This window comes from Kitasatospora sp. NPDC029312, assembly GCF_055569215.1.
Genome location: NZ_JBVHXY010000009.1, coordinates 115,898 through 141,994 on the forward strand (window position 1 = coordinate 115,898; position 26,097 = coordinate 141,994).

The window sequence follows — 26,097 nt, forward strand, 5'->3', positions numbered from 1 at the left end:
CGTGATCGGAGAATCCGATGGTGGCGCGGGCATCTGACGAGACATTGCGGGCTCCAGGGTTGAGCGAGGCGGACCAGCCGGTTTCACCGTGCCACCGCGCGGGACGCAACGGGATCATCCGCAAAGGCGGGACTGCTCCCCCGCGAGTGGGACCTCACCTCAACGCCCGGGACGATTTCGCGTTGGCGGTGACGCCGGGCCAGACCCGGGGCGGGGCTGGGTAGGCTCGTTGCCGGGGCCCGTCTCAGTGGCGGTGGCGGTTGTCCGGTTGGGCAGGGTCGCCGGGGTGTTCCAGTCCTGCCACCAGGGTGACGCGTCTCGCCCGTTGCCGGTCGAGCCGGCGGACGAAGGCGGTGCGGCGGGCGGCTTCGCGTAGGGCGGGGGTGGGGTCGTGGTCCTGCGGGATGGTGGCGGTGTCGAGGAGGGCGGCTTTCCACGGGCCTCGTCGAGAAGCCCGAGAGTCATGCCTCCACCACCAGGGCGACGGTCGGGGCGTATTGGCAGCGGCCGAACCACATGACCTTCGCGAGCGCCCAGTACGCGCCGGGGTCGGTGGATTCGGGGGCGGTGATCGCCAAATCGACGGTTACGGATGTACCGGCTGGGACGGTGAAGCCTCGGACGGGGTCGGCGATGGCTTCCCAGGTGCCCCACGGGGAGACGAGTTGCAGCTCGCCCCGGATCTCGCCGCGGGTGCGGTTGGTGAGGGTGAGACTGAGGGTGGCGCGGCCGCCGGGGGTGACGCGCAGGGTCTCGTGCGGGACGGTGACGGACAGGCCGGTGTCGCGGCCGGTGTCGGCTTTGGTGCCCTGCGCCGCCGTCCAGTCCTCGGGGGTGTCCCCGGGGACGGGCAGCAGGTCGGGCAGGTCGCCGACGGCGATGGTCACCACGTCCTCGATCTGCTGGCCCTCGTACTCGATGCGGACGGCGGCGAAGTGGAGCCCGGGTTCGACGTCCGGCGGCGGTGTCAGCGTCACCGGGAACCGCAGATGCCCGCCGGCGGGCAGCCGGTACGGGCGGCTGGCGAGGCTGGTCGTCCACCCCTCCGGGGGCAGGACGACGGCCGTGCCCTCGACGGCGGTGTCCCGGAGCTGGGAGGAGAGGGCGACGGACAGCGTCACCGCCTCACCCTCCGTCCGCAGCAGTCCCGGCGAGGCGCCGACCGACACCGGCAGGTAGCCGAGCGGCGCGGGGCCGCGGTTGTGCAGCCAGTAGCGGGCGTGGACGGGCTGGGCGGATTCGGCGGTCGGGCCGAGGACCGGTCCGTCGAGCACGGCCGCGATGGCGGGGGCGGCGAGCAGGGTGGCGATCCGCGAGCCGGGGAGGTCCAGGGCGTCGACGGCGGTGCCGAGGGGGCGTTCCAGCAGGTCGGCTGGTCGGACGTCGGCCAGTCCTAGCGCGCCGGTGAGCTGTGCCGTCCGGCCGAGGCCCGTGGACTCGATGAGGCGGACGGTGAGGTCGCTCCCGCCGGACGACGTCGAGCCGTGGGCGATCGGGTTCCCGGCCGGCTTGAGGGCGCCGAGCAGCACCTCGCGCTGCGGTTCGACCCGTAGCCAGGAGAGGGTGGCGGGTAGCGGGCCCTCCTGGGCCGCCACGATCCGCGTGTACAGCGGGTGGTTGAACTCCTGGCCGCGCGCGGGCAGCGTCTGCTCCCGCCAGTCGCCGTTCCCGCCGACCAGTGCGTAGGTGAACTCGTGCGTCCACTGTTGGAGTTGGAAGGACGCGCCGTCCGGCAGGGTGCGCCGGGGCGGGTCGATCCAGACGCCGGACGGCCAGCCGGTGCACGAGCGCATCAGCGACAGGTGCAGTGCGCCGGTGGCGTCCACCGCGAAGCCGGGCAGTCCGAAGGTGAGCAACGCGACGCTGTGGTCCGCGAGTTGATCGGATACGGGGCCGGGGCAGACGGCCGTGATCCGGGCGTCGGCGAGGTCGTCTTCCAGCGCGGCGGGGTCGGCGACGATCAGCGCGGGCAGCGCCCGAAGGTCGCGTAGGTCCGCGTCCGGCCGCCAGACGTCGGCGAGCGGCGTCAGCGCCGGCACCCACACCGCGCCGTGCGCCTTCAGGGCGGCCGCGTACTCCTCGCCGGCCCGATCGGTCAACTCGCGCGCGGCTGCGTTCACTTCCGGTCCTCCGACCACGATCCGGAAGTCGGGCAGGTTGGAGTCGACGTCCAGCCAGCCGTACCGCGCCCAGTCCGCCCCCGAGGTGGTCGCGGTGACCCCGACCCGGGCGAGCGCGACCACCAGCGGCCGGGCATCGGCGGCGTCGTCCAGCGTCGGCACGACGACTTCCGCCACGCCGAGGGCCCGCGAGCCGGTCACCGTACCGATCGGGTCGGTCAGCACCACCCGTGCGGTGGCGCCCAGGCCGAACCAGGTGTTGGCCGGGTTGTCCAGGGTCCACGGCGCCTCCGCCGCGTCGACGTCCGGCATCGCGAAGCCGCGCCCGATGACGGCGCCCGCCACCTCGCTGACCGGCAGCCCGCCGGGCACGTCCACCGGGAAGCGCAGCCGCAGCAACCGGTCGGCGCCGGAGTAGTCCACGACCCGGGTGCGGCAGTCGACCCGGTCGAGGCCGAGCCACGAGGTCACGGTCTGTTCGTACCGGACGCCGTCGACCGTTCCCTCGATCACCAGCCGCTCGCCGAGCGGCCCGGTCTCCCGGCGGACCGAAGCAGCAGAGGCCCCGGAGCCGACCACCGGCCCGCTCGGCACCAGGTGCCACGGGCCCTCGCCGAAGTCGGGGTGCTGCGGGTACTCCTCGTACACCCGCAGCTCATTGCCGATCCGGCCGTTCTGGATCAACTCCCGCCCGTGCAGCTGGTCGTAGACCGAGGCGAGCCCGCCGCCGCGCGCCGGATCGGCCGTCACACGGTAGCGGGCGTTGGCGATCGTGGTGCCCTCGGCGGCCGACCACGCGGAGTGAGTCGCGCCCTCGACCAGCCGCCAGGTGCGCCAGCCGAGCGCGGGGACGTCCTCGGCCAGGAAGCGCAGCACGCCCCGGTCGACGGCGCTGGGCACGGGCCGGCCGGCATCGTCCAGTACCCGAACAGAGCGTTCGCCGGGCGGGAGTTGAACCGCGACCAGGTCCGTCCGGTCGAAGGACAACGTGTTGGTGACCACCACCGCCGAACCCGCGCCCACCGTCGCACCGGCGCCCACCGTCGAGATCCGCGCCGTGAGCGCGTCCAGCGCCGCGTCCCGGACGGCGGTCGCCAGGTCGTACGCCTCCCGCCAGCCTCCGAGCAGGTCCAGGTAGACCTGGTCCGACTCCGATCCGGTGATGGCGTCGTGGTGCGCGCCGTAGGCGAGTTGGCGCCACACCTTGTCGAGTGCGGCGCCGGGGTAGCGTCCGAGTCCGTTCACGACGGCCAGCGTGGCGAGCTTCTCCGCATCCACCGCCGCGACCTCACCCGCGCGTTGGGCCTGCTTGGTGTCGATGTACGAGACGTCCTTGCCGGTGTAGACCGGGTTCATGTCGCGGGTCTGCGGGCTGGGCCGGCGGCCGGTGGCGGCCAGTTCGGCGCGGACGGCGTCGAGGAAGTCGCGCGGGGTGGCGCAGACGAACCGGGGCCAGAGGTACTTGGCGGCCCAGGAGCGGTGGATCTCGGTGACCCACTTGTTCGGCGGGGTGTAGTCGGTGCCGACGGGCAGCAGCAGGTTCTTCGTCGCGCCGACCGGCTTGAGCTTCCGGTACAGCTCGTAGACGGCCTGCTCGGCGGTGGCAAGGTCCGGGGCGGAGTCCATCCACCAGCCGGCCGAGTAGTGGTGCGGCATGTAGTGGGTGAGGACGCCGTCGCCGCCGGGCGCGATCCACTCGAACTCGCTCGGGAACTGCATCACCCGGGCGTCGTCCTTGGCCTCGCCGAAGTTCTTCTGGATCGGGCCCCACTGGTGGAACGGCCCGCGCGCCCAGGCGCTGCCGGTGAGGCCGGCCGCGGCGAGGTGGCCGGGGAACTGCGGATCGTGCCCGAACACGTCGACCTGCCAGGCGGTTTGCGGGTCGCCGCCGAGGATGTCGCGCTGGTAGCCGATGCCGTAGACGATGTTGCGGATGGTCGTCTCGGCGCCGGTGAGGTTGGTGTTGGGCTCGTTGTAGGTGCCGCCGACCAGTTCGACCTGTCCGCGTTCCAGGAGCAGGCGCAGGGTCTCGCGGCGTTCCGGGTGCTGGTCGAAGTACGGCTTCAGGTAGTCGACTTCGGCGAGCACGAACCTGTAGACCGGATCCCGCAGCGCGAGGTCCAGGTGTGCGTCGACCAGCGCGAAGCCGTTGCGCTCCCACAGCGGCCGGGTGGTGGCGTCGGCGGAGAGCAGCTCCCAGGGGGAGGTGTAGGCGGCCTGGGTGTTCCACCAGACCGGGTCGTAGTGGAAGTGGGAGACCAGGAACATCGTCCAGCCGGGCTCCGCGACCTCCACGAGCGCCTCCGCCGCGGCCGCGCCCGCACGTACGGTGACGGGCAGTCGCGCCCCGACGGCCGCGCCGGTGATCTCCAGCGGAACGTCGACCAGCCCCGTGCCGGTCGCCTCGCCGTGAACGCCCGGGCCGCTGACGCTGATCCGGGCGGCCGGGCCCTCGGTCGTCACCCGCAGGATCTGGCGGGGGGCGTCCTCGGGGCCGACGAACAGGTCGGTGCTCTCGACGGCGGTGATGGAGATGACCGGCACGGGGGCTTCCTTTCCTTGCCGAACCGAAGATCCGCAGGAGCGGCGGGGTTACGCGCCCCAGGCCTCGAACTCGTAGATGCGGGCGGCCGGATCGGTGGTCTGCGTGGGTTTGGTGACGACCAGGCGGACGTAGCGGGCGGTGGTGTCGACCTGGTGGGTGGTGGTGCCCGCGGTGTTGCCGGTCACCGTGCTGACGGTCGTCCAGGGGTCGGAGGAGCCGGAGCGGACCTGGATCGAGAAGTCCCGGGTGTTGTACGAGGCGCTCTCGCCGCCCGCCTGGGCGTGCTTGACCACGAACTTGTTCAGCTTCTTCGCCGAACCGAGGTCCACCTCCAGCCACTTGGCAGAGGTGAGGGTGCACCACTTGTCGCTGGTTCCGCCGTTGACGCTGCCGTTGACGGCCTTGGCGGGCCCCTCGTTGGCGTTGCACTGGCCGGAGGCGGTGGCCGGGCGATTCAGCGCCAGGTTGGCCGAGGTCGGCGGGGTGGCGGTCCAACTCACCGTGGTGGAGGCGGCGGTGGAGCGTCCGTAGGTGGTGGAGACCGCCTCCACGTCCAGGGTGGTGGTCGGTTCGGTGCCGGCCCGGTCGAGCCGACCGACGAAGTAGGCGTCATTGGGCGTCGCGCCGAGGAGGGTCCGGCTGCCGTCCGCGTTGCGCCGGTACACCTCGTAGTGGTGGACGTTGCCGCCGGCTGCGGCCGTCCAGGAGAGGCGCAGCGACTGGCTGGCGCCGGGCGTCACGTCGTTCGCGCCGAGGACGGTCAGCCCGCTCGGTGCCGCCGGAGTCTGCACCGCCCCGTCGTAGAGGGCGACTTGGCCGACCTTGAGGTCGTAGGCCGGGTCGGAGCCCACCACTTGGAGGGCGAGCTGGGAGATGGTGCGGCCCGCGTACGGTGAGAGGTCGAGGGTGTGGCGTTCCCAGCCGGTGCCGGAGTTGGAACCGACGCCCACGGTGGTGAAACTGCGCGGGGAGTCGGTGAAGGAGACGGCCGCCCTGAGCTTGGTCGGCCCGGCGGCCGGCGTCTTGACCACCAGGTCGAGCTTGGTGTTCGCCGCGACCGGCAGGCTGGTCTCGTACAGCCGGACGGTGTTGGTCGCGTTGAGGGTGCCGGTCAGTCGCAGCGAGGAGCCGCCCTGGTAGGCGTCGGTGAAGTCGATGGTCGGGCTGAGCTTGCTGCCGGTCGAGTCGACCACCCAGCGGTAGGTCGGCGGGACGTCCTGGAGGGAGAGGTTGTTCCAGCCGCCGGTGGCGACCCGGGTGCCGGCCGCGTCGTAGAAGTCGCCCTGGCCGGTGTTGAAGCTGGTGACGAAGGGCTTGGCGGTGATCGGCGAGGACTCGGCGACGTAGCCGGCCAGGCCGGGCCAGCCGGACGAGAGGTCGATCTCCGAGGGGTCGTTGTTGCCGCCGACCCAGTAGCGGGCGTCCTTGGCGTAGAAGTCGGCTCGGTCGGTGGCGGACTTCCAGGTCCACTCGGGCCGGTAGAGGCCGAGCGAGGTGGTGTGCGGCTGCCCGGGCGGGAAGAGGGTGTTCCAGTCGACGGAGGTGTTGTAGCCGTTGGCCTCGGTGTCGATGCCGGAGTACAGCTCGTACTGGCTGCGGCCGAGTTGTCGGGCGAGCGTGCGGGAGGAGTCCAGTCCGTCGGTCGTCCAGCCGAAGTTGAGGAACATCGAGTCCGAGGTGCGCTTGGAACCGTCCTGGAGGAAGGGCGAATTGGCGGTCGTGAGGGCGTTTTGCCAGTCCACCGCGCCCGAGGTGGTCATCGCGTCGTACCACATGAAGTCGGTGCTGCTCTGCGCCTTGGTGTACTGCATCAGGTTGCGCAGCTCGGTCGCGAGGCCCGAATCCCCGCCGCCGGTCTCCTGGTTGATGAACCAGCCGTCGAAGCCGTAGTACTGGGCGGCCTGGGCCAGCTTGTCGGCCACGGGGTAGCGGGTGCCGGACTTCCGGACGAAGTCGCGGACCCACTGGATCTGCCCGCCGTACGCGGCGGGCGGGAAGAACACGGTGCCGTACACCTTGACGCCGTTGCGGTGGGCGGCGTCGATCACGGTCGGGTTGGGGGCGAGGATCAGGCCCTCGCCGGCCGAGCCGCCCCAGAACACCAGCTTGTCGACGTACTGCCAGTAGCCGAAGGCGTAGTAGTTGGGGTCGGCGGAGCCCTGGGAGGGATTGTTGGAGGTGGGGGCGAAGGAGACCAGCGAGGCGATCTTCCCTTCGCCCGCCCGGGCGTTGGGGTTCGCGGCGAGCGCCGGATCGCTGATGCGGGGCTGAAGCGGGACGCGGGAGCGGTTGAACCGGGCGTCGGGGTCGGTGGCCGGGTCCCAGTTCAGGATGGTGCCGGGGTACCAGGAGGAGGCGTACGGCTGACTGCCCGGGGCGGCGGTGACGGCGGGCGCCGGGGCCGGTCTCGGTTCGGCCGAGGCGGAGGGGGTGGCGGTCAGCGCGGCCGTCGCGAGGGCGGCGCTGAGCAGCAGGGGGAGGCGTCGTGACATGCGGTGGCTCCGATCGAGCGGAGGGGGTGGGGACGGGCCCGCCGTGGCGCAAGGGGGCCCGGATGCATGCGGGCGTGCCGGTGCTGATTCGGATGACTCAGACGGTTCAGGCGGTACACACGGATCAGACGGATCACGGATCCCATGGATCCGGTGGGAACGGCGCCGCTGCTCACGAACCAAGACACACGCGGACGTACAGGCGCAGCGGGAGAGCTGGGCGAGGCGGGGCTGAGCGAGGCGGCGGGGGAACGCGTCGAGCGTGGCCACTCGGCGCAGCGAGGCTAAACCGGTTCAGGACCGCTGTCAACGACTCGCGCAGCAACCACCCCGCCGGGGGAAGCGGAGCCTCAACCGCCGATCGGCCCGCCCGGGGCAGTGACACCCGGGCCAGTGACACCCGGGGCGATGGCACTCGGAACGGTGACACCCGGCGGCGAGGTGGACTCCCGCACGGTCAGCCGGGGCGTGGGCATCTGGAGGTCCCGGCCGGGACCGGCCTCCTCCACCGCCTCCAGCAGGCTGTGCGCGACCTGCTCGCCGAGCGCGAAGGTGTCCCGGCTGAGCGCCGTCAGCGGCGGGTGGACGATCCGGGCGAGCACCGAGTCGTCGAAGGACACGATGGACAGCTCGCCGGGCACCGCGACGCCCATCTCCCCCGCCACACCGAGCCCGGCGACGGCCATCACGTCGCTGTCGTAGACGATCGCGGTGGGCCGCCTGGCCCGGGAGAGCAGGGTACGGGTGGCCGCCGCACCCTCGGCGTCGCTGAAGTCGGTGGGCACGGACAGGGCCTCCTCCAGGCCGAGCCGGCGGGAGGCGTCGCGCAGGGCGCGGATCCGCCGCTGGGTGTGCTGGAAGTGCGGCAGCCCGGCGAGGTGGGCGATCCGGCGGTGCCCGAGGGCGGCGAGGTAGTCGACGATGGAGAGCATCGCCGCCCGGTCGTCGGCCCAGATCCGCAGCTGCCCGCCGCCCTTGCCCGGGCCGCCCAGGACGACGGCGGGCAGCGCGAGTTCGTCCAGCACCGGCAGGCGCGGGTCCTTGACCTGGAGGTCGACCACGATGAAGCCGTCCACCCGGTGTTCGGAGGCCCAGCGCCGGTAGACCTCGATCTCGGCGGCGGTGTCCTCGACCACCATCAGGTGGAGCGCGACGGAGCTGGCCGAGAGCACCGCCTGGAGGCCGGAGAGCAGTTGGCTGAAGAACGGCTCGACGCCGATGGTGCGGGCCGGGCGGGCGATGACCAGGCCGACGGCGTCCGCCCTGGCTCCGCCGAGGGCGCGCGCGGCGCTGTGCGGCCGCCAGTTCATCTCCTCGGCGACCCGCAGGATGCGGGCCCGGGTCGCCTCGCTGACCCCCGGGCGGCCGTTGAGCGCGAAGGACACCGCGCCCTTGGAGACACCGGCCTGGCGCGCGATGTCGGCGATCGTCGGTCTGCCCACAGAACCCGACTCCTCTCTTGACAGCCAAGTTTAGGCGGGAGCATAGTCCCTGCCATAGCTAGACCGGTTTAGTTCGTCAGGTTCTGATATCCGCGCCATCCCCACCCACCCCCAGGACCGGGAGACCCTCATGCGAAGAATCTGGGCGGCACTGACGACCACGGCCTTCACCGCGGCGGCCCTCACCGGCTGCGGACTCGGCTCCGGAGACAGCAAGAGCAGTGACAGCGTGGCGAGTGCGGCCGCCACCGGTGAGGTCAGGGGCAAGGTCTCGCTCCAGACCTGGGCGCTCAAGCCCAAGTTCACCGACTACATGCAGGGCGTCATCGACGGCTTCAAGAAGAAGTACCCCGGCGTCGAGGTCGACTGGCTGGACCAGCCCGGCGAGGGCTACTCCGACAAGGTGCTCAGCCAGGCGGCCTCCGGCACCCTGCCCGACGTGGTCAACCTCCCCCCGGACTTCGCCTACCCGCTCGCGAAGAAGGACGTCCTGCTGGACGTCGCCAAGGCCGACCCCAAGCTCGCCGACGAGTACGTCGCCGGCGGCGTCGAGGCCTACCGCTACCACGGCTACCAGGGCACCTTCGGCTACCCGTGGTACCTCAACACCGATGTGAACTACTGGAGTTCCGACCTCCTCACGAAGAACGGGCTGGACCCGAAGAAGCCCCCGACCACCCTGGACGAACTGATCGCCCAGGCCCGGATGATGAAGGAGAGGTCCGGCGGCCAGACCTACCTGATGAGCCGCAAGCCCGGCCTCGGCGACCTCTACAACATCGGCGTGAAGATCATGGCCGACGACGGCAAGTCCTTCACCTTCAACACCCCCGAGGCCGCCGCCCTGCTGGGCAAGTACCGCGACGCCTTCAAGGAAGGCCTGATGCCCAACGGCGTGCTGACCGACACCTACGCCGGCAACTCCAAGCTGTTCAGCTCCGGCACGGCCGCCTGGACCACCGGCGGCGGCAACTTCATCACCAGCCTCGCCACCGACAACCCGACGCTGGCGCCGAAGGTCGTCCCCTCCCCCGCGATGGCCACCCCGCCGCTGTACGTCCAGGGCCTGTCCATCCCCAAGAGCACCAAGAACCCGGCCGCGGCGGTCGCCCTCGCCCGCTGGGTCACCAGCCCCGAGAACCAGGCCGCCTTCGCCCACCTGACCAGCGTCTTCCCGTCCACCAAGGCCTCCGCGAACGACCCCTTCTTCAGCAAGAGCGACGGCACCAACGCGGGCGACGCCAAGGTGATCGCCTTCACCTCGCTCGCCAAGGCCAAGCTGATCCAGCCGGTCGAGGTGGATGACGCGATGGCCACCGTCATCAAGCAGCAGTTCGCCCTGGCCATCAGCGGCGAGACCAGCTCCCAGCAGGCGCTGGACGCCGCCGTCGAACAGTGCGACAAGCTGCTCAAGGGCTGAGCACCCGCCCGAGGACCGTACCGGAGAGGCGGCGGGCGCCCCCAGGCCCGCCGCCCCGGGAATGACCCGCACCCCCAGGCCCCGCGCCGCCCGCACCACCCCGGGCCCCGGCGGGGCCGAGCCCCAGGAAGGCAACGGCATGACCCACCGGCGCTGGTTCACCCCCTGGCTGCTCGCCGGGCCCGCGATACTCTGGCTGGCCGTCTTCAACCTCTGGCCGGCCGTCAACACGGTGATCCTGTCCTTCACCAACGCCAAGCCCCTGGGCGGCGGGCGGTTCACCGGCCTGGAGAACTACGGCCGCCTGCTCGACGACGACCAGCTGGCCGCCGCCCTGCTCAACAGCATCGTCTTCATGCTGGTCTGCCTCCCCCTGCTGACCGTCCTGCCGCTGCTGCTGGCGCTGCTCGTCCAGCGCCGCGTCCCCGGCATCACCTTCTTCCGCACCGCCTTCTACACCCCGGTGATCGCCTCCGCCGTCGTGGTGGCGCTGATCTGGGGCTGGGTGCTGGACGACCGCGGCCTGGTCAACGGACTGCTCCGGCAGACCGGGCTGGCCGACACCCCGGTCTCGTTCCTCACCGACCGCTGGCTGCTGCTGTTCAGCGCGATCGCCCTCACCGTCTGGAAGGGCCTCGGCTACTACATGGTCATCTACCTGTCCGCGCTCGCCAACGTCCCGCGCGAGCTGCACGAGGCGGCCGCCGTGGACGGCGCGGCCTCGCTGCGCCGGTTCTGGCACGTCACCCTGCCCGGGGTGCGCCCGACCATGGTGCTGATCTCGGCCCTGATCTCGGTCAGCTCGCTGCGCGTCTTCTCCGAGCTGTACGTGCTCTCCAACGGCCAGGGCGGCCCCGGCGGACGGGACATGTCCGTGGTGATGCTGATCCAGATGTACAGTCGCGGCTTCAACGGCCACCTGGGCTACGCCTCCGCGCTCAGCCTGCTGCTGTTCGTCATCACCCTCGGCCCGATGCTGTTCCTGATGCGGCTGAACCGGAAGGCGGTCTGAGCCCGTGACCACCCTCCGCCCGAAGACGGCCCGCGGCTTCAACACGCCGTCCCCCGCGCAGACCGCCGCCCGCTACCTGCTGCTGGTCCTCGTCCTGCTGCTGGTCATCGGCCCGTTCCTGTGGCAGCTGTCCACCTCCCTCAAGGGTCCTGCCGAGGACGTCTACACCAGCACCCCGGCCTTCCTGCCCGACCAGCCCACCCTGGGCAACTACGGCAAGGTCGCCGAGACCATCCCGGTGTGGACCTACGCCCTCAACTCGGTGATCGTGGCGGCCGTCTGCATCACCGGCAACGTGGTCGGCTGCACCCTGGCCGGCTACGCGCTGGCCAGGCTGCGGTTCCGCGGCGCCAAGCTGGTCCTCGGCCTCTTCCTGGCCACCCTGGTGCTGCCCGGCGAGGTCACCATCGTCTCCCAGTACGTGCTGGTGCGCGGCCTCGGCCTGGCCGACAGCCTGGCCGGCGTGGCCCTGCCGGGGGCGATCGCGATGCTCAACGTGCTGCTGATGCGCACCGCCTTCGCCGCCGTCCCGGCCGAGCTGGACCAGGCCGCGCTGGTCGACGGCGCCAACGTCTGGCAGCGCCTGTGGCACATCGGCCTGCCGAACGTGCGCGGCATGCTCAGTGTGATCGTCATCTTCACCTTCATCGGCGCCTGGGACGACTTCCTCTGGCCACTGATCGTGCTCAATGACCCGCAGAAGTACACCCTCACCGTCGGCCTCCAGTACCTCAACGGCACCTTCTCCGCCAACCCCCGGCTGATCGCGGCCGGCACCATGATCGCCTTCCTGCCGATCGTCGTGGTGTTCGCCGTCTGCCAGCGCTTCTTCTTCAAGGGCGTCGAGGAGGGAGCCGTGAAGGGCTGAGGCGCCCGGAGCCCCGCTCCGCAGGACCGCTCGCCGTCCGTACGTCCCGAATCCCGTGGGAGAAAGCCCTCCGTGACCACCGCCCCGCGCTTCGGCGTCAACTACACCCCCAGCAACGGCTGGTTCCACCACTGGCTCGACTTCGACCTCGACTCCGTGCGCGCCGACTTCGACTCCATCGCCGCCCTCGGGCTGGACCACGTCCGGGTCTTCCCGCTGTGGCCGGTGTTCCAGCCCAACCGCACCCTGATCCGCCCGCGCGCCGTCGAGCAGCTCGCCGCCCTGGTGGACGCGGCCGGCGAGCGCGGCCTGGACGTCGCGGTGGACGGCTTGCAGGGCCACCTGTCGAGCTTCGACTTCCTGCCCTCCTGGACCCGGACCTGGCACCGGCGCAACCTCTTCACCGACCCCGAGGTCCTGGACGGCCAGGAGGCCTACCTGCGCACCCTGGCCGCGGCGCTGCGCGAGCGGCCCAACTTCCTCGGGATGACGCTCGGCAACGAGATCAACCAGTTCTCCGGCGCCCCGCACCCCGACCCGGACCGCGTCACGCCCGCCGAGGCGCAGGCCTGGCTGCGCCGGATGCTCGCCGCCTGCGAGCAGGGCGCGCCGGGGCGGCTGCACCTGCACGCCTCGTACGATGCGGCCTGGTACCTGGACGAGCACCCGTTCACGCCCTGGCACTCGGCCCGGATCGGTGCCGCCACGGCCGTGCACTCCTGGGTGTTCAACGGCACGGCCCAGCGCTACGGGGCCCGCTCCACCGCCACCGCCCAGCACGCCGCCTACCTGGTCGAGCTGTCCAAGGCCTGGGCGGACGACCCGGCTCGCCCGGTCTGGCTGCAGGAGGTCGGCGCGCCCGCCCCGCACATCACCGCCGAGGACGCGGCCCGGTTCACCGGCGCCACCGTGGCGGCCGTGCTGGACTGCCCGGACCTGTGGGGCGTCACCTGGTGGTGCTCGCACGACGTGGACCGCTCGCTCGCCGACTTCCCCGAACTGGAGTACAGCCTCGGCCTGTTGACCACCGACCGGCAGGTCAAGCCGGCCGGTGCCCGGCTCGCCGGGGCGGCAGCCGAGGCCCGCCGCTCCTGGCAGCCGCCCAAGCCCCGAGCCACCGCCGTGGTGGTGACCACCGGCGACGAGGTCACCTCACCCCGGCGTTCGGTCTGCGGCCCCGGCGGCCCGGTGTACGAGGCGTTCATGCGCCTCGCCGAGGAGGGCGTCCGCCCGACGACCGTGCTCGCCGAGCGCGCCGAGGACCGGGCGCACCTGGCCGCGCGGGGCATCACCGAGGTGGTCCGCCCCGACGACGTACGTTCTCTCTAGCCACCGCCGACCCCCGCCACGCAACGGAGCCTGCCGACATGCACGATGACCGCACCCTGGTCGAGTCCCGCCTCAAGCGCGTCCTGGAGGAGCGCATCCTCCCGGCGGTCTACCCCGAGTCCGTCCCGCTGGAGGCCGGCATCTGGACCGCCTCCGGTGAGCCCGTCCCGGTCGCCGAGGGCCTGGCCGCGCCGCGCACCCCGATCGCCGTCGGGGACGCCTGGGGCGCGCCGTGGAGCACCAGTTGGCTGACGGTGAGCGGCACCGTCCCCGAGGCCTGGGCCGGGCGCACCGTAGAGGCGCTGATCGACCTCGGCTTCGACGCCAACATGCCCGGCTTCCAGTGCGAGGGTCTGGTCTACCGCCCGGACGGCAGCCCGGTGAAGGGCCTCAACCCGCGCAACCAGTGGGTGCGGATCGCCGCTTCGGCAGCCGGCGGCGAGCAGGTGCTGCTGCACGTCGAGGCCGCCGCCAACCCGGTGATCCTGGACTACCACCCCTTCCTGCCCACCGAGTTGGGCGACCGCGAGACGGCGGGCGACCAGCCGCAGTACAAGCTGGCCCGGATGGACCTGGCGGTCTTCGACGAGACCGTCTGGCAGCTTTCGCTGGACCTGGAGGTGCTCGGCGAGCTGATGGCCGAGCTGCCGGTGGAGGGCGCCCGCCGCTGGGAGATCCTGCGCGCCGTCGAGCGCTGCCTCGACGCGATCGACCTCCAGGACGTCAACGGCACGGCCACAGCGGCCCGTTCGGAGCTGGCCGGCGTCCTGGCCGCACCCGCCGTGCCGTCCGCGCACCGGATCAGCGCGATCGGCCACGCCCACATCGACTCCGCCTGGCTGTGGCCGCTGCGCGAGACCGTCCGCAAGGTGGCCCGCACCACCGCCAACATGACCGCCCTGCTGGAGGAGGAGCCGGAATTCCTCTACACCATGTCCCAGGCCCAGCAGTACGCCTGGATCAAGGAGCACCGCCCCGAGGTCTACGCCCGGGTCCGCAAGGCGGTGGCCGAGGGGCGGTTCGTCCCGGCCGGCGGCATGTGGGTGGAGTCCGACACCAACATGCCGAGTTCGGAGGCGATGGCCCGGCAGTTCGTCCACGGCAAGCGGTTCTTCCTGGAGGAGTTCGGCGTCGAGAACCAGGAGGCCTGGCTGCCGGACACCTTCGGCTTCACCGGCGGCCTGCCGCAGATCATCCGCAACGCGGGCTCCAAGTGGTTGCTCACCCAGAAGATCTCGTGGAGCCAGGTCAACACGTTCCCGCACCACACCTTCCTCTGGGAGGGCATCGACGGCACCCGCATCTTCACCCACTTCCCGCCCGTGGACACGTACAACTGCTCGATGAAGGGCAGCGAGATCGCCCACGCTGCACGGAACTTCAAGGACAAGGGGGTGGCCAGGCACTCGCTCGCCCCGACCGGCTGGGGCGACGGCGGCGGCGGGACGACCCGCGAGATGGTCGCCAAGGCCGCCCGGATGCGGGACCTGGAGGGCTCGGCCACCGTCCGCTGGGAGAAGCCCGCCGAGTTCTTCGCCAAGGCCGAGGCGGAGTACCCGAACCCGCCGGTGTGGGTCGGCGAGCTCTACCTGGAGCTGCACCGGGCCACCCTGACCAGCCAGGCGCGGACCAAGCAGGGCAACCGGCGCAGCGAGAACCTGCTGCGCGAGGCCGAACTCTGGTGCGCGACCGCCGCGTTGCGCACCGGCGCCGAGTACCCGTACGAGCAACTGGACCGGATCTGGAAGACCGTGCTGCTGCACCAGTTCCACGACATCCTGCCCGGCTCCTCGATCGCCTGGGTGCACCGGGAGGCCGAGGCGACGTACGCGGCGCTGGCCCGCGAGCTGGAGGAGCTGATCGGGGCGGCCCAGCAGGCGCTGGCCGGCGAGGCCTCGGGCGGCCGCGAGCTGGTGTTCAACGCGGCGCCGCACGCGCGCTCGGCCGTCCCGGCGGGCGGGGCGGCCGCCGTCGCCGGTGCCGCCGGGGACGGAACGGCCTGTACGGCGGTCGAGCGGCCCGAGGGCGGCTATACGCTGCGCAACGGGCTGCTGGAGGTCGAGGTCGACGCGGACGGCCTGATCAGCTCGGTGGTCGAGACGGCGAGCGGTCGGGAGACCGTCGCCCCCGGCAGCCGCGCCAACCTGCTCCAGTTGCACCCGGACTTCCCCAACATGTGGGACGCCTGGGACGTCGACCAGTTCTACCGCAACACCGTCACCGACCTGACCGGCGTGGACGAGCTCACCGCCACCGTGGAGCCCGACCGCGCCCGCGTCCGGGTCGCGCGCTCCTTCGGCTCCTCCACCGTCGTCCAGACGCTCACCCTGCGGGCCGGCGAGCAGCGGCTCGACATCGACACGGAAGTGGACTGGCACGAGACCGAGAAGTTCCTCAAGGCCGCATTCCCGCTGGACGTCCACGCCGAGCGCTACGCCGCCGAGACCCAGTTCGGCCACCTCTACCGGCCCACCCACACCAACACCAGCTGGGACGCCGCCAAGTTCGAGGCCTGCAACCACCGCTTCGTCCACCTGGACGAGCCCGGCTGGGGCGTCGCCCTGGTGACCGCCTCCACCTACGGCCACGACGTCACGCGCACCGTGCGCGCCGCCGACGGCGGCACCACCACCACGGTCCGCTTCTCGCTGCTGCGCGCCCCGCGCTTCCCCGACCCGAAGACCGACCAGGGCCCGCACCGCTTCCGGCACGCCCTCGTCCCGGGCGCGGTGATCGCCGACGCCGTCCGCGAGGGCTACCGGATCGGCCTGCCCGAGCGGCGGGTCACCGGCAGCGCCGAGCGGGTCGCGCCGCTGGTCGAGCTGGACAACGACGCCCTGGTGGTCAGCGCGGTCAAGCTCGCCGACGACCGCAGCGGGGACCTGATCGTCCGGGTCTACGAGGCGGGCGGCGGGCGCGCCCGGGGCCGGCTCACCACCTCCTTCCCGCTGGCCGACGCCGTCCCGTGCGACCTGCTGGAGCGGCCCTGGGGCGGCACCCGCGGCGAGGTCGCGGTGGAGGACGGCGTGGTGCGACTGGCCCTGCGGCCGTTCGAACTGGTCACGCTCCGGCTCAGCGCGGCCGCCTGACCGACCGGTCCGCCCGAGCCGGCGCAGCGCCGGTCCGCCTACGCTGTCCGGTGCCCCGGCCATCGCGGCCGGGGCACCACCGCCCCCGCCCCCGCCCTGTCCTGTCCTGGAGCCCCATCGTGCCGCTCACCCCCCTGTTCGCCGCCGTCGACATCGGCGGCACCAAGATCGCCGGCGCCCTGGTCGACGGCGACGGACGGCTGCGGCACCGGCTCCAGCTGCCCACCCCCGCCCAGGAGCCCGGCCCGGCCGTGCTCGCCGCCGTGCACAAGGTGCTGGACCAGCTCGCCGGTACGGCCGACTGGGCCGGCGTGACGGCCGTCGGCGTGGGCAGCGCCGGCCCGGTGGACCTCGCCGGCGGCACCGTCAGCCCGGTCAACATCCCGGGCTGGCGCGGCTTCCCGCTGGTCGCCGAGATCGCCGCGCACCCCGCGGTGGCCGCCCGCGCGCTGCCCGTCCGGCTGGCCGGGGACGGCGTCGCGATGGCCGCCGCCGAACACTGGCAGGGCGCCGCCCGCGGCGCCGCCAACGCGCTCTGCCTGGTGGTGTCCACGGGCGTCGGCGCCGGACTGGTCCTCGACGGCGCCGTCCGCCCGGGCCCCAGCGGCAACGCCGGGCACCTCGGCCACATCACCGTCGACCTGGACGGCGAGCCCTGCCCGTGCGGCTCGCGCGGCTGCCTGGAGGGCCTGGCCAGTGGCACCGCGATCGCCCGCCGGGCCCTCGCCGACGGCTGGCGGCCCCCCGGCGAGGACCGGACCGCCCGGGCCGTCGCCGTCTGCGCCGCGGCGGGCGATCCGATCGCCGTCGCCTCCTTCGACCGCGCCGCCCAGGCGCTGGCCGCCGGGATCGCCGCCACGGCCGCCCTGGTCGACCTCGACCGGGTGGTGGTCGGCGGCGGCGTCGCCACCGCCGGGGAGGTGCTGTTCGCCCCGCTCGCCCGGCACCTGGACCGCTACGCCGCCCTCTCCTACATCCGCGGGCTGGACGTGCGCCGCGCCGAACTCGGCACCGACGCCGGGCTGGTCGGCGCGGCCGCGCTCTGCCGTTGACCGCCCGTCAAGGCTGACGACCCGCCAAGGCTGACCACCCGTCAAGGCTGACCACCCGCCATCGCTGACCGCTCGCCGCCGGAGGCCGCCACCGGCGGCGGCCCCGCGCCCCGGCCGCTGTTCGGAGACCCGCGCCATGCCGCCCTACGCCCTGCTGCACAACCCCGTCCGCCACTACGCCTGGGGTTCCACCACCGCAATCCCCGCACTCACCGGCACCGAGCCCGACGGCACCCCGCAGGCCGAACTGTGGATGGGCGCACACCCCTCGGCGCCGTCCCGGCTGGACGGCCGGCCACTCGACGAGCTGATCGCCGCCGACCCGGACGGCCTGCTCGGGCCGGAGACCGTACGGCGGTTCGGCCCGACGCTGCCCTTCCTGTTCAAGGTGCTGGCCGCCGAGCGGGCGCTCTCCCTCCAGGTCCACCCCTCCCGTGCGCAGGCGGAGGCCGGATACGCGGAGGAGGAGGCCCGGGGCATCCCCGCGGACTCCCCGCGGCGGGTGTTCAAGGACCGCTCCCCCAAGCCCGAACTACTCTGCGCATTGGGCGACTTCGAGGCGCTCTGCGGTTTCCGCCCGGCCCCCGGCACCGCCCGGCTGCTGGACGCCCTCGGCGTGTTCGCCCCCTGGGCGGCCCTCCTGCGCACCCGGCCGGCCGCCGAGGCACTGCCCGTCCTGCTGCGCCGGGCCCTGGCCTGCGGCCCCGCCGAACTGGCCGCCGTCACCGGGGCCGTGACCCGCACGGCGGCGGCCGGCGGCCCGTACGCCGAGGTGTGCGCCGGCTACGCCCGGGTCGCCGGGCAGTACCCCGGCGACCCGGGACTGGCGGCCGCGCTGCTGCTCAACCACGTCCGGCTCACCGCGGGGCAGGCGCTGTACCTGGACGCCGGGGTGCCGCACGCCTATCTGCGGGGCGCCGGAGTGGAGTTGATGGCCAACTCGGACAACGTGCTGCGCTGCGGGCTCACCGACAAGCACATCGACGTCGACGGTCTGCTAGCGGTGACGTCCTTCCGCGCGGCCCCGCCCCGGATCCTCACCCCCGACCTGCGGACCGCCGAATTCCCCACCCCGGCCGAGGAGTTCCGGCTCTCCCTGGTGCACCCGGACGACCACCCCGTCCGCGTCGACCGGCCCGCCCCGCAGATCCTGCTCTGCGTCGCGGGCCGCGCCCTGCTGCGTGCCCCCGGTCACCCCGACCTCGCGCTGCCCCCGGGCGCGTCCGCCTACCTGCGCCCGGGCGCCGGGCCGGTCGAGGTGACCGGCCCGGGCGCGGAGCTGTTCCGGGCCACCACGGGGCGGTAACCCGCCCGGCGTGGCACGCGGCCGTGGCCCGCGCGCCGCGGCGAGGGGGCGCTCAGGCCGGCAAGGGGTGGCCGAAGAGCAGGTCGTACCCGTCCGGGAGCTGCTCGATCACCCGCTCGATCAGTTCCCCCGGGACCAGATCGGCCACCGTGCTGAGCACCGCCCCGATGTCCCACTGCGCGGTGGCCGGCGTCGCCCCGTCGATCCAGCCGACCACGGCCGACACGAAGCGCTCGGCGGTCAGTGGCTCGTCGGCGGGCTCGGCGTCACGCAGCAGCGAGGCGTACGTCGCGGGCAGCGCGTCGGCGAGTTCGCTGCGTTCTGCACCCACCAGGTGCTCGCCGAGCAGGGCGAGCACGACCCGGGTGGCGTGGTCCGCCTCCGCCTCGCCTCGGTACTCGCCGCGTTCCACGACGCGGGCGAGGAATTCCTGCCAGGAAATGGTCATCGCTTCCTCCATCCGGTCGGTCCGCGGGTTCCGGCCGGACCGGCGGCCGAGGGTCCGGGGCTGCCTCGTCGCAGCCCGTGACCGCCGGGGGACGTACCGGTTCCCGTGCTGCTCAGCGTACTGCGGTCGGAGCGGACCGACGCCGGTGGATTCGCGCCGGATTCCCGGCCCCGGAGGAGGAGGTCAGCCCGGCCCCGCTGCCCGCCCACAGGGGTGCGCCGGTGCCGGTGCCGGTGCCGGTGCCGGTGCCGGTGCCGGTGCCGGTGCCGGTGCCGGGCGAACGGATCGACGCCGTTGTCGATCACGCCGCCGGCCCGCGCCGTCACCGGCACGGGAGGTCACGGTTCGGGCGACGGGTCAGCCCACCGAGGCCCGGCACCGTCTGCGTGTGCCGCGCGGTGCGCCCACCACGGGGCCGGAGCGGGCCGCGACCCGCTGGGCCGACGCGGCCGCCTGGGGAGCCGGGGCCAGGGCTTCGCCACGCGCCGTGTCCGGCATAAACGCCGAGAGAAAGCGCCGCTCGTTCTGGCTCAGTTTGCGCGAACGACCTGATTCCCGGTCCCGCGCGACCACCACGGTCCGCGCCCGCATAAAGGTGAGCGGGTCCCGGCAGACATTCACCTCGACGTGGGCGGAACTCCGCCCGATCCGTTCGACGGTCAGCCGCACCGACAATGGCTCGGGCCGGTGGTGCAGCTGCTCCAGGTAATCGATCTCGTGCCGCGCGATAATGAAACCGGACGGGAACAGCGATTCCCGGACGGCCGTCGCGTGGTGACAGAACAGGTCGTAAATCCCCTCCTGGATGTAGCCGACCAGCCGGGCGTTGTTGATGTGCCCGTTCTCGTCGACGTCGCTCCACCGGGTGGGGCAGGACAGCACGTGCGCGCGGGAGAACACCGTGCTCACTGCTGGGTCAGCCCGGCCGCGACACCGACGGGGAGCAGCGCCCGCTGCAACCTGGCGTAGTAGCCGGAGTGTTCGGCCGCCATCCGGGCCGCGGTCCAGCCCTCCTCGGCGGCCTCGGCGGCGGCCTGGACGACCAGGCTGTCCAGCACCGCGTCGACCGAGCGGCAGAGTGAGGCGACAGCCGAGAGCCTTTCCGTGACGTCGGCCGCGCCGGCCGCGGTCCCGGACGGGAACGCGGCCAACGAGTCGACCGCGAGCTGCAGATCGTCGATGGCGTCCGACCGCTTTTCCTCAGGCGAATTACGCATGATTTTCTCCAGGGCGAATTCGAGCCATTACGGCCCGGTAACTGACGTTCGAATACACCGGATCGGTGCCAACCCCCCGACAGCTTCGACGCTATCCCAGTCGACGCGGGTCAGCGGATGGTTTGCGGACGGTGACGGGAAACTGACTTCTATTGGAGTAGTTTGCCGGGGTACACAATATGCCCCATCAGCCGAACGCGGTAAGCAGAACGAGTGGTATCGCCGACCCGCCGAGCAAGATCAACTACGGTCCGCCCCACATCTGCTACTGCGGCGCCCACCACCGCGCCTTGTACAGCTGCGCCCCGCGCAGCGTCCGCCTCCCCTCCGGGCGGTGCAGCCGGATCACCGAGGCGCACCAGCCGCACGGGCCGAGGTGATCGGGGTGCACCGTGAGCAGCCGCCCGGCACCCGGGTCGTCGCCGATGCTCTTGACGTCCCGCTCGTCGGCCGGATCGGCCAGGTGGACGGCGGTGAAGCCGTCGCCGGCGGGGTCGTACTGCCAGAGGCCGTTCAGTGAGCTCACCCAGAACCGGCCGGGCGCGCCCAGCACCGGCGCGAGGTCATGGCCGCCCTGGTCGGGCAGCGGCGCGCTGCGGACGGCACCGAGGGTGGGCTCGTCCGGGGTGCCGCCGACCCGCAGCCCGGTCAGCTCGTCGTCACCGAGCACCCAGAGCAGGCCGGTCCGTTCGTCCCAGGACACCCCGTGCGCACCGGCGAGGCGGAAGGTGGCGTGAGCGGTCGCCCGGGGGCCCTGCGAGGCGGCGTACAACCGCACCCAGCCGCCGTCGCTCGCGGCGACCGCGACATTGCCGTCCGGGAGCAGCTCGATGCTGTGCGGATTGACGCCCCTGCCGAGGTTCGCCGCCCATCGGCTGCGGCCGGTGGCGGTGTCGACGACGGCGGCGAGCCCGCCGGAGGCGGTGGTCAGCAGGTAGCGGTGGCCGCCCAGGGTCCGACTCTTGGCCTCGTCCGGATTGGTCCAGCTCCGCGCCGGGTCGAGGTCGTCGAGGTCGGGCGCCCGATCGGCCGTCCAGGACCACGTAGGCCTTGGCGCGTCATAGTTCTGACTTCCCGTCAGGTCGTCGCCCAGCTCCAGGACGAGGACGCGGCGGGACGCCTGGTCCACGGCGACCACCTGCGCGTCGGGCGAGGCCGCGTACGCGTGGCTCGCGGACGCGCAGAGCAGCAGGGCGAGGCACAGGGCGGGGAGGGCTCGGCTCGGCACGCCTCCTACCGTGCGCGGTTCACGGCGGAGAGCATGCGGTGCGGTCGCCCGCGCCGCCCGAACGGGCCGTCAGGTTCGCCCGGAGATCAGGTCCGCCACCCTGGCGATCGGCGAGGTGGCGGCTCGTTCGGCCGCCTCCTGCCGGTCGGCCGCGTGGTACGCGGCGTACATCGCGTGCACCCCGAGCCAGCGCAGCGGCTCCGGCTCCCAGCGGCGCACGGTGTGGCCCACCCAGGGCAGCCCGGTCAGTTCGGTGTCGCGCTCGAGCACCAGGTCGCGCAGGGTGCGGCCGGCCAGGTTGCTCGTGGTCACGCCGCTCCCGACGTACCCGCCGGCCCAGCCGAGTCCGCTCACCCGGTCCAGTTCGACCGTGGCGCACCAGTCCCGGGGCACACCCAGCACGCCCGCCCAGGCGTGGTCGATCCGGGAGTGCGCGGCGGCCGGGAAGAACCGGTTCAGGACCGCGCGCAGCTGGCGGACGGTCTCCACCTGGGTGCCGCCGTCCGAGTCCGTCCGGGAGCCGAACCGGTAGGGGACGCCGCGGCCGCCGAGCGCGATCCGGTCGTCGGCGGTGCGCTGGGCGTACATGTAGGCGTGCGCGAAGTCGCCGAGGACCTCCCGGTCGTGCCAGCCGGTCTGCTCCCAGAATTCGGCGGGGAGCGGCTCGGTGGCGATCATCGCGGAGTTCATCGGCAGCCAGGTGCGCCGCTCGCCGCGCAGTCCCGCGGTGAACCCCTCGGTGGCGCGCAGGACCCGGTCGGCGGTGACGGTGCCGTACGGGGTGACGGCGCGGGGCCTGCGGTAGGCGGAACCGGGCAGCACGGCGGTGACCGCCGTGTCCTCGTAGAGCTCGACACCCAGTGCTCGCACCGTCCTCGCCAGTCCGCGGACCAGCTTGGCGGGCTGGATCCGGGCGCCGTACGGGGACCACGCGCCGCCCAGGGCGCCGGCGACGGCGATTCGGTCGGCGGTCTCCTTGGCGGTGAGCTCCTCCACCCGGCCCTCGCCGTACCCGCGCTCCGCCGCCGCGTGCGCTTTCAACCGCTCCAACTGCGGCTTGCTCCGGGCGACTTCCAGTACCCCGCCGCGGACGAGGTCGGCGTCGATCCGCTCCGCGGAGGCCACGGCCGCGACCTCGCCCACCGCTTCGTCCATCACCCGCTGCATCGCCGCCGCGGCGGGCCGCCCGTAGCGCTTGGCGAAGGCGCCGCGCCCGGCGAAGCCGTTGTACAGCCAGCCGCCGTTGCGGCCGGAGGCACCGTACCCGCAGAAACGGCGCTCCAGCAGGGCGATCCGCAGGGCCGGGTCGGCCTTCTTCAGGTAGTAGGCCGTCCAGAGCCCGGTGTACCCGCCGCCGACGATGCACACGTCGACGTCCCGGTCCCCCGGCAGCGCGGGCCCGGGCTCCGGGACACCGCTCGCCGCGTACCAGAACGACACCTCGCCGTTGACCGCTGCCACCGGGACCTCCCGCACCGTCGCTGACCTGCCCGGACGCTACCGCCGGGAGATCGCCGGGGACCACCCCTCACACTGCCAGGATCCCCGGGCCCGGCCAGCCACCCTGTCAGCTCTCCAACAGCCCGAGCACCCGCGTCCAGCTGTAGGCCCCGGGTGTGAAGTCGGCGATCCGCACGCCCATCCGCCGCAGCTTCGCGAGGCTCTCGCCGTACGCCGGGTGCGCCGCCTGGGCGGCGCTGAGGCACGGCTGCACGGCGACGGGGATTCCCCACCCGTAGGACTCGCAGAGGATCCCCAGCGCGAGGGTGTCCGAGATCCCGGCGGCCCACTTGTTGATCGTGTTGAAGGTCGCCGGCGCGACGACGACGGCGTCCGGGTCCGGCAGCGGCCGGGGATCGCCCGGTTTGCGCCAGGCGGAGCGGACCGGGTAGCCGGTCTGCGCCTCGATCGCGCCGACGTCGACGAACCCCATGGCGAGCGGGGTCGCCACCACGCCTACGTCCCACCCCCGGTCCTGCGCCGCGGAGATCAGCTCCCCGACCCCGCCCGCGACCCCCGCCGCGCACACCACGACGTAGAGCACGGGCCTCCTCGCCTCTGCCATCCCGGGCACTCCCCTCTCGCCATCGCCGGACCACCGGGCCCCGGGGCGCGATCATCGCCTCGCGTCGGCCCGGAGCCCCGTCCACGCTAGCCACTGCCCCGGACGGCGGCGCGCCGGCCCCGCGCGCAGGGGTGGGGGCGGGCGGCGCAGTGTCAGCGGCCTCAGCCGATGGTGGAGGCGGTGACGGGTTCGGAGAGTCCGACCGTCTTGCCGTTCAGCCCGGCCTTGACGAACTGCCAGGTGAGGCCGTTGATGACGCCCTTGTCGAGCGGAGCCAGCTTGGCGAAGGCCGGCTGGCTGAGGTCGATGTGGGTGGAGTCGCAGGAGGGGCACTGGTCCTTCACCGGGACGGTGATGGTCTTGCCCTGGTACGTCACCTTGACCGAGATGCCCTTGCAGAGCGGGTCGTTGTTGGGGTTGGCGGAGGTCCACCAGCTGTGCGGGACGGCGACCAGCAGCTGGGTGGCCGCGTTGATCTGGGTGCCGCAGGCGCCGTAGCCGGCGTCGTTGTAGTAGGTGGCCTTGCCGGTCATGGGCTTGTTGATCGGTATCGCGGCACTGGCGGAGCCGGCCGTGAGGGCGAGGAGAGCGGCTGCGGCGAGCGGGGCGCCCGCGAGGATCCTGAGGTTCTTGCCGATGGCGCGCATGGTTCGTTCCCTCCGGTTCGATGAAGCGTGCGGCGGCCATGGGCATGACAATGACAACGCGCCGAAGCTACCGCGCAGTTCGGCAAGCGCCGCGCCCTCGACCACCGGGATGAGGGGAACGTATGCGCTTCTTCCCGACCTGGTCCAGACCTCTCCGATGTTGTCATGAACACAAGTCAGGAAGCTTTACCAATGCGCCCGAAGGAGCGAAGATACGTGACCGCCTCGGCCCGGCGGGGGTTGACAGCCCGTCACCCCCACCTGCTCCGGAGGACCGCCCCATGCGCACCGCACTCGCCGCCCTGCTCCTCGGCTTCGCCCTGACCCCGGCGCTCGCCGCACCCTCGGCGGCCGCGCCCCGCGAGGTGAACCAGGGCTACAGCATCCCGGTCGCGGGCATCACCGACCTCGGCGCGCTGCCCGTCCTCGGCAGCCTCGGACTGGACTTCGCCCGACTGCTCGGACAGTGACCGGGGTTCCCCACCGGTAGACCGAGGCTGCCCGCCGGTAGCGCGACGCGGCTCGGCGCAGCCCGGCGAGGAACGCGGGAAGGTCGGCGAAGAGCACCGACCGGAGCCACCCACCGGGTTACGCTCGTCCCGCGCGAAGCCCGTTCGCGCGGCCGACCGAGGGGGGAACGCATGATCGGGGACCTGCTGCCGGACGCCGTCGTGACCGAGGTGGCCTACGACGATCCGCCCCTGGCGCGGCTGGAGCCGGCCGAGGAGGCGGTCATCGCGAACGCCGTCGACAAGCGCCGCCGTGAGTTCACCACCGTCCGGCACTGCGCCCGCGCCGCCCTGGCCCGCCTCGGCGTCCCGTACCGACCGCTCGTCCCCGGCCTGCGCGGCGCCCCGAGCTGGCCGGACGGCGTGATCGGCAGCCTCACCCACTGCGACGGCTTCCGCGCGGCCGCCGTCGCCCGGGCCGGCGCCCTGGCCTCCGTCGGCATCGACGCCGAGCCCGCGCTGCCACTGCCGGAGGGCGTGCTGGACGCCGTCGCCCTGCCCGTCGAGCAGCAGCGGCTGGCCAAGCTGGCCGCCGAGCGCCCGGACACGCCCTGGGACCGCATCCTGTTCAGCGCCAAGGAGTCCGTCTACAAGGCCTGGTTCCCGCTGACCTCGCTCTGGCTGGACTTCCACGAGGCCGAGCTCGACCTCTCCCCCGACGGCACCTTCTCGGCCCGGCTGCTGGTACCCGGCCCGCTGCTCGGCGGCCGCCGCCTCGACGGCTTCGACGGCCGCTGGGCGGTGCGCGACGGGTTGCTCGCCACGGCGATCGCCGTCGAGCCGTAACCGCCCGTCGACGGCCCGTTCGCCCTCCCGGGCATATCCTCGGGCGTGTGACGGTGACCTACGTGATCGACGGCAGCGGGATCGGCGACCTGGACGACTTCTGGGACGCGGTCGGACGGGAAATCGGCGCGGACGGCTACTTCGGCCGCAACCTGGACGCCTTCGCCGACTGCCTGCGCGGCGGCTACGGCACGCCCGAGGACGGCGACTACGTCATCGAGTGGCGCGACCACGAGGTCTCCCGCCGCAACCTCGGGTACCCGGAGACGGTCCGGCAGCTGGAGCAGCGACTGACGCGCTGCCATCCGGCCAACCGGGAACAGGTCGCCGCCGAGCTGGCCGCCGCCCGGGCGGGCGAGGGGCCGACGGTGTTCGACTGGCTGGTCCGGATCATCCAGGAGGAGCACCCGGACGGCCTCCGTCTGGCCTAGCGCCGCCACGATGCCGGGAGGCCTGGCCTAGCACCGCCGCGGCGCGGGGCGCCGGGCCGCCGGGCCGCCGGGCCGCCGGGCCGCCGGGCCG

General features: G+C 72.9%; 20 protein-coding genes. 10 read left to right on the forward strand and 10 right to left on the reverse strand.

Annotated features, from left to right (window positions below):
- Positions 1-461 precede the first annotated feature (461 nt).
- The 3 genes from ACZ4WV_RS10535 to ACZ4WV_RS10545 all read right to left on the reverse strand — a co-directional run bounded on the left by ACZ4WV_RS10535 (position 462) and on the right by ACZ4WV_RS10545 (position 8,599).
- Entirely contained in the window at positions 462-4,664 is a 4,203-nt protein-coding gene (locus ACZ4WV_RS10535; RefSeq protein WP_465744879.1) for a glycoside hydrolase family 38 N-terminal domain-containing protein, read from the reverse strand.
- Positions 4,665-4,712: 48 nt separating this feature from the next.
- The gene (locus tag ACZ4WV_RS10540) at positions 4,713-7,157 is read right to left on the reverse strand and encodes an endo-beta-N-acetylglucosaminidase (protein WP_465744881.1); all 2,445 of its coding nucleotides are present in this window, start codon (positions 7,155-7,157) and stop codon (positions 4,713-4,715) included.
- 350 nt (positions 7,158-7,507) lie between these two features.
- A complete protein-coding gene (locus tag ACZ4WV_RS10545) occupies positions 7,508-8,599 on the reverse strand; it encodes a LacI family DNA-binding transcriptional regulator (protein WP_465744883.1) in 1,092 nt (363 codons plus the stop codon).
- Positions 8,600-8,729: 130 nt separating this feature from the next.
- Here ACZ4WV_RS10545 and ACZ4WV_RS10550 point away from each other — a divergent pair, with 130 nt between their 5' ends.
- The 7 genes from ACZ4WV_RS10550 (at position 8,730) to manA (ending at position 18,675) form a co-directional block, all read left to right on the forward strand.
- Positions 8,730-10,019 carry an ABC transporter substrate-binding protein gene (locus ACZ4WV_RS10550; protein ID WP_465744885.1) on the forward strand — a complete coding sequence of 430 codons (1,290 nt, stop codon included), beginning with the start codon at positions 8,730-8,732 and terminating at the stop codon, positions 10,017-10,019.
- Between the two features lie 139 nt (positions 10,020-10,158).
- Positions 10,159-11,031 (forward strand): carbohydrate ABC transporter permease, encoded by an 873-nt coding sequence (locus tag ACZ4WV_RS10555; protein WP_465744887.1) that lies wholly within the window; start codon positions 10,159-10,161, stop codon positions 11,029-11,031.
- Positions 11,032-11,035: 4 nt separating this feature from the next.
- Entirely contained in the window at positions 11,036-11,899 is an 864-nt protein-coding gene (locus ACZ4WV_RS10560) for a carbohydrate ABC transporter permease (protein WP_465744889.1), read from the forward strand.
- 72 nt (positions 11,900-11,971) lie between these two features.
- On the forward strand, positions 11,972-13,228 hold the full coding sequence (locus ACZ4WV_RS10565) for a glycoside hydrolase 5 family protein (RefSeq protein ID WP_465744891.1): 1,257 nt from the start codon (positions 11,972-11,974) through the stop codon (positions 13,226-13,228).
- 38 nt (positions 13,229-13,266) lie between these two features.
- Entirely contained in the window at positions 13,267-16,317 is a 3,051-nt protein-coding gene (locus ACZ4WV_RS10570) for an alpha-mannosidase (protein ID WP_465744893.1), read from the forward strand.
- A 119-nt stretch (positions 16,318-16,436) separates the two neighbouring features.
- Positions 16,437-17,369 (forward strand): ROK family protein, encoded by a 933-nt coding sequence (locus ACZ4WV_RS10575; RefSeq protein WP_465744894.1) that lies wholly within the window; start codon positions 16,437-16,439, stop codon positions 17,367-17,369.
- A gap of 136 nt (positions 17,370-17,505) precedes the next feature.
- A complete protein-coding gene (manA, locus tag ACZ4WV_RS10580) occupies positions 17,506-18,675 on the forward strand; it encodes a mannose-6-phosphate isomerase, class I (RefSeq protein ID WP_465744896.1) in 1,170 nt (389 codons plus the stop codon).
- 52 nt (positions 18,676-18,727) lie between these two features.
- Here the strand turns inward: manA and ACZ4WV_RS10585 are convergent, their stop codons facing one another.
- From ACZ4WV_RS10585 to ACZ4WV_RS10615, 7 genes are all read right to left on the reverse strand, one after another.
- Entirely contained in the window at positions 18,728-19,123 is a 396-nt protein-coding gene (locus ACZ4WV_RS10585) for a DUF2267 domain-containing protein (RefSeq protein ID WP_465744898.1), read from the reverse strand.
- A 357-nt stretch (positions 19,124-19,480) separates the two neighbouring features.
- Positions 19,481-20,032, reverse strand: coding sequence for an acyl-CoA thioesterase (locus ACZ4WV_RS10590; protein WP_465744900.1), 552 nt, complete (start codon positions 20,030-20,032; stop codon positions 19,481-19,483).
- The gene (locus ACZ4WV_RS10595; RefSeq protein WP_465744902.1) at positions 20,029-20,340 is read right to left on the reverse strand and encodes a hypothetical protein; all 312 of its coding nucleotides are present in this window, start codon (positions 20,338-20,340) and stop codon (positions 20,029-20,031) included. The genes ACZ4WV_RS10590 and ACZ4WV_RS10595 overlap by 4 nt, the downstream gene beginning before the upstream one ends.
- A 265-nt stretch (positions 20,341-20,605) precedes the next feature.
- Positions 20,606-21,568 carry a DUF6528 family protein gene (locus ACZ4WV_RS10600; RefSeq protein ID WP_465744904.1) on the reverse strand — a complete coding sequence of 321 codons (963 nt, stop codon included), beginning with the start codon at positions 21,566-21,568 and terminating at the stop codon, positions 20,606-20,608.
- Between the two features lie 69 nt (positions 21,569-21,637).
- Positions 21,638-23,029, reverse strand: coding sequence for an NAD(P)/FAD-dependent oxidoreductase (locus ACZ4WV_RS10605; protein ID WP_465744906.1), 1,392 nt, complete (start codon positions 23,027-23,029; stop codon positions 21,638-21,640).
- A gap of 106 nt (positions 23,030-23,135) precedes the next feature.
- Positions 23,136-23,633 carry a flavoprotein gene (locus tag ACZ4WV_RS10610; protein WP_465744908.1) on the reverse strand — a complete coding sequence of 166 codons (498 nt, stop codon included), beginning with the start codon at positions 23,631-23,633 and terminating at the stop codon, positions 23,136-23,138.
- Between the two features lie 161 nt (positions 23,634-23,794).
- Positions 23,795-24,280 (reverse strand): cysteine/serine endopeptidase inhibitor, encoded by a 486-nt coding sequence (locus tag ACZ4WV_RS10615; RefSeq protein ID WP_465744910.1) that lies wholly within the window; start codon positions 24,278-24,280, stop codon positions 23,795-23,797.
- A gap of 281 nt (positions 24,281-24,561) precedes the next feature.
- Here ACZ4WV_RS10615 and ACZ4WV_RS10620 point away from each other — a divergent pair, with 281 nt between their 5' ends.
- The 3 genes from ACZ4WV_RS10620 (at position 24,562) to ACZ4WV_RS10630 (ending at position 26,006) form a co-directional block, all read left to right on the forward strand.
- The gene (locus tag ACZ4WV_RS10620; protein ID WP_465744912.1) at positions 24,562-24,750 is read left to right on the forward strand and encodes a hypothetical protein; all 189 of its coding nucleotides are present in this window, start codon (positions 24,562-24,564) and stop codon (positions 24,748-24,750) included.
- 171 nt (positions 24,751-24,921) lie between these two features.
- Positions 24,922-25,575 (forward strand): 4'-phosphopantetheinyl transferase family protein, encoded by a 654-nt coding sequence (locus ACZ4WV_RS10625; protein WP_465744914.1) that lies wholly within the window; start codon positions 24,922-24,924, stop codon positions 25,573-25,575.
- Positions 25,576-25,622: 47 nt separating this feature from the next.
- Complete coding sequence (locus tag ACZ4WV_RS10630) at positions 25,623-26,006, forward strand: barstar family protein (protein WP_465744916.1); 384 nt, start codon at positions 25,623-25,625, stop codon at positions 26,004-26,006.
- The last annotated feature ends 91 nt before the right edge of the window (positions 26,007-26,097 follow it).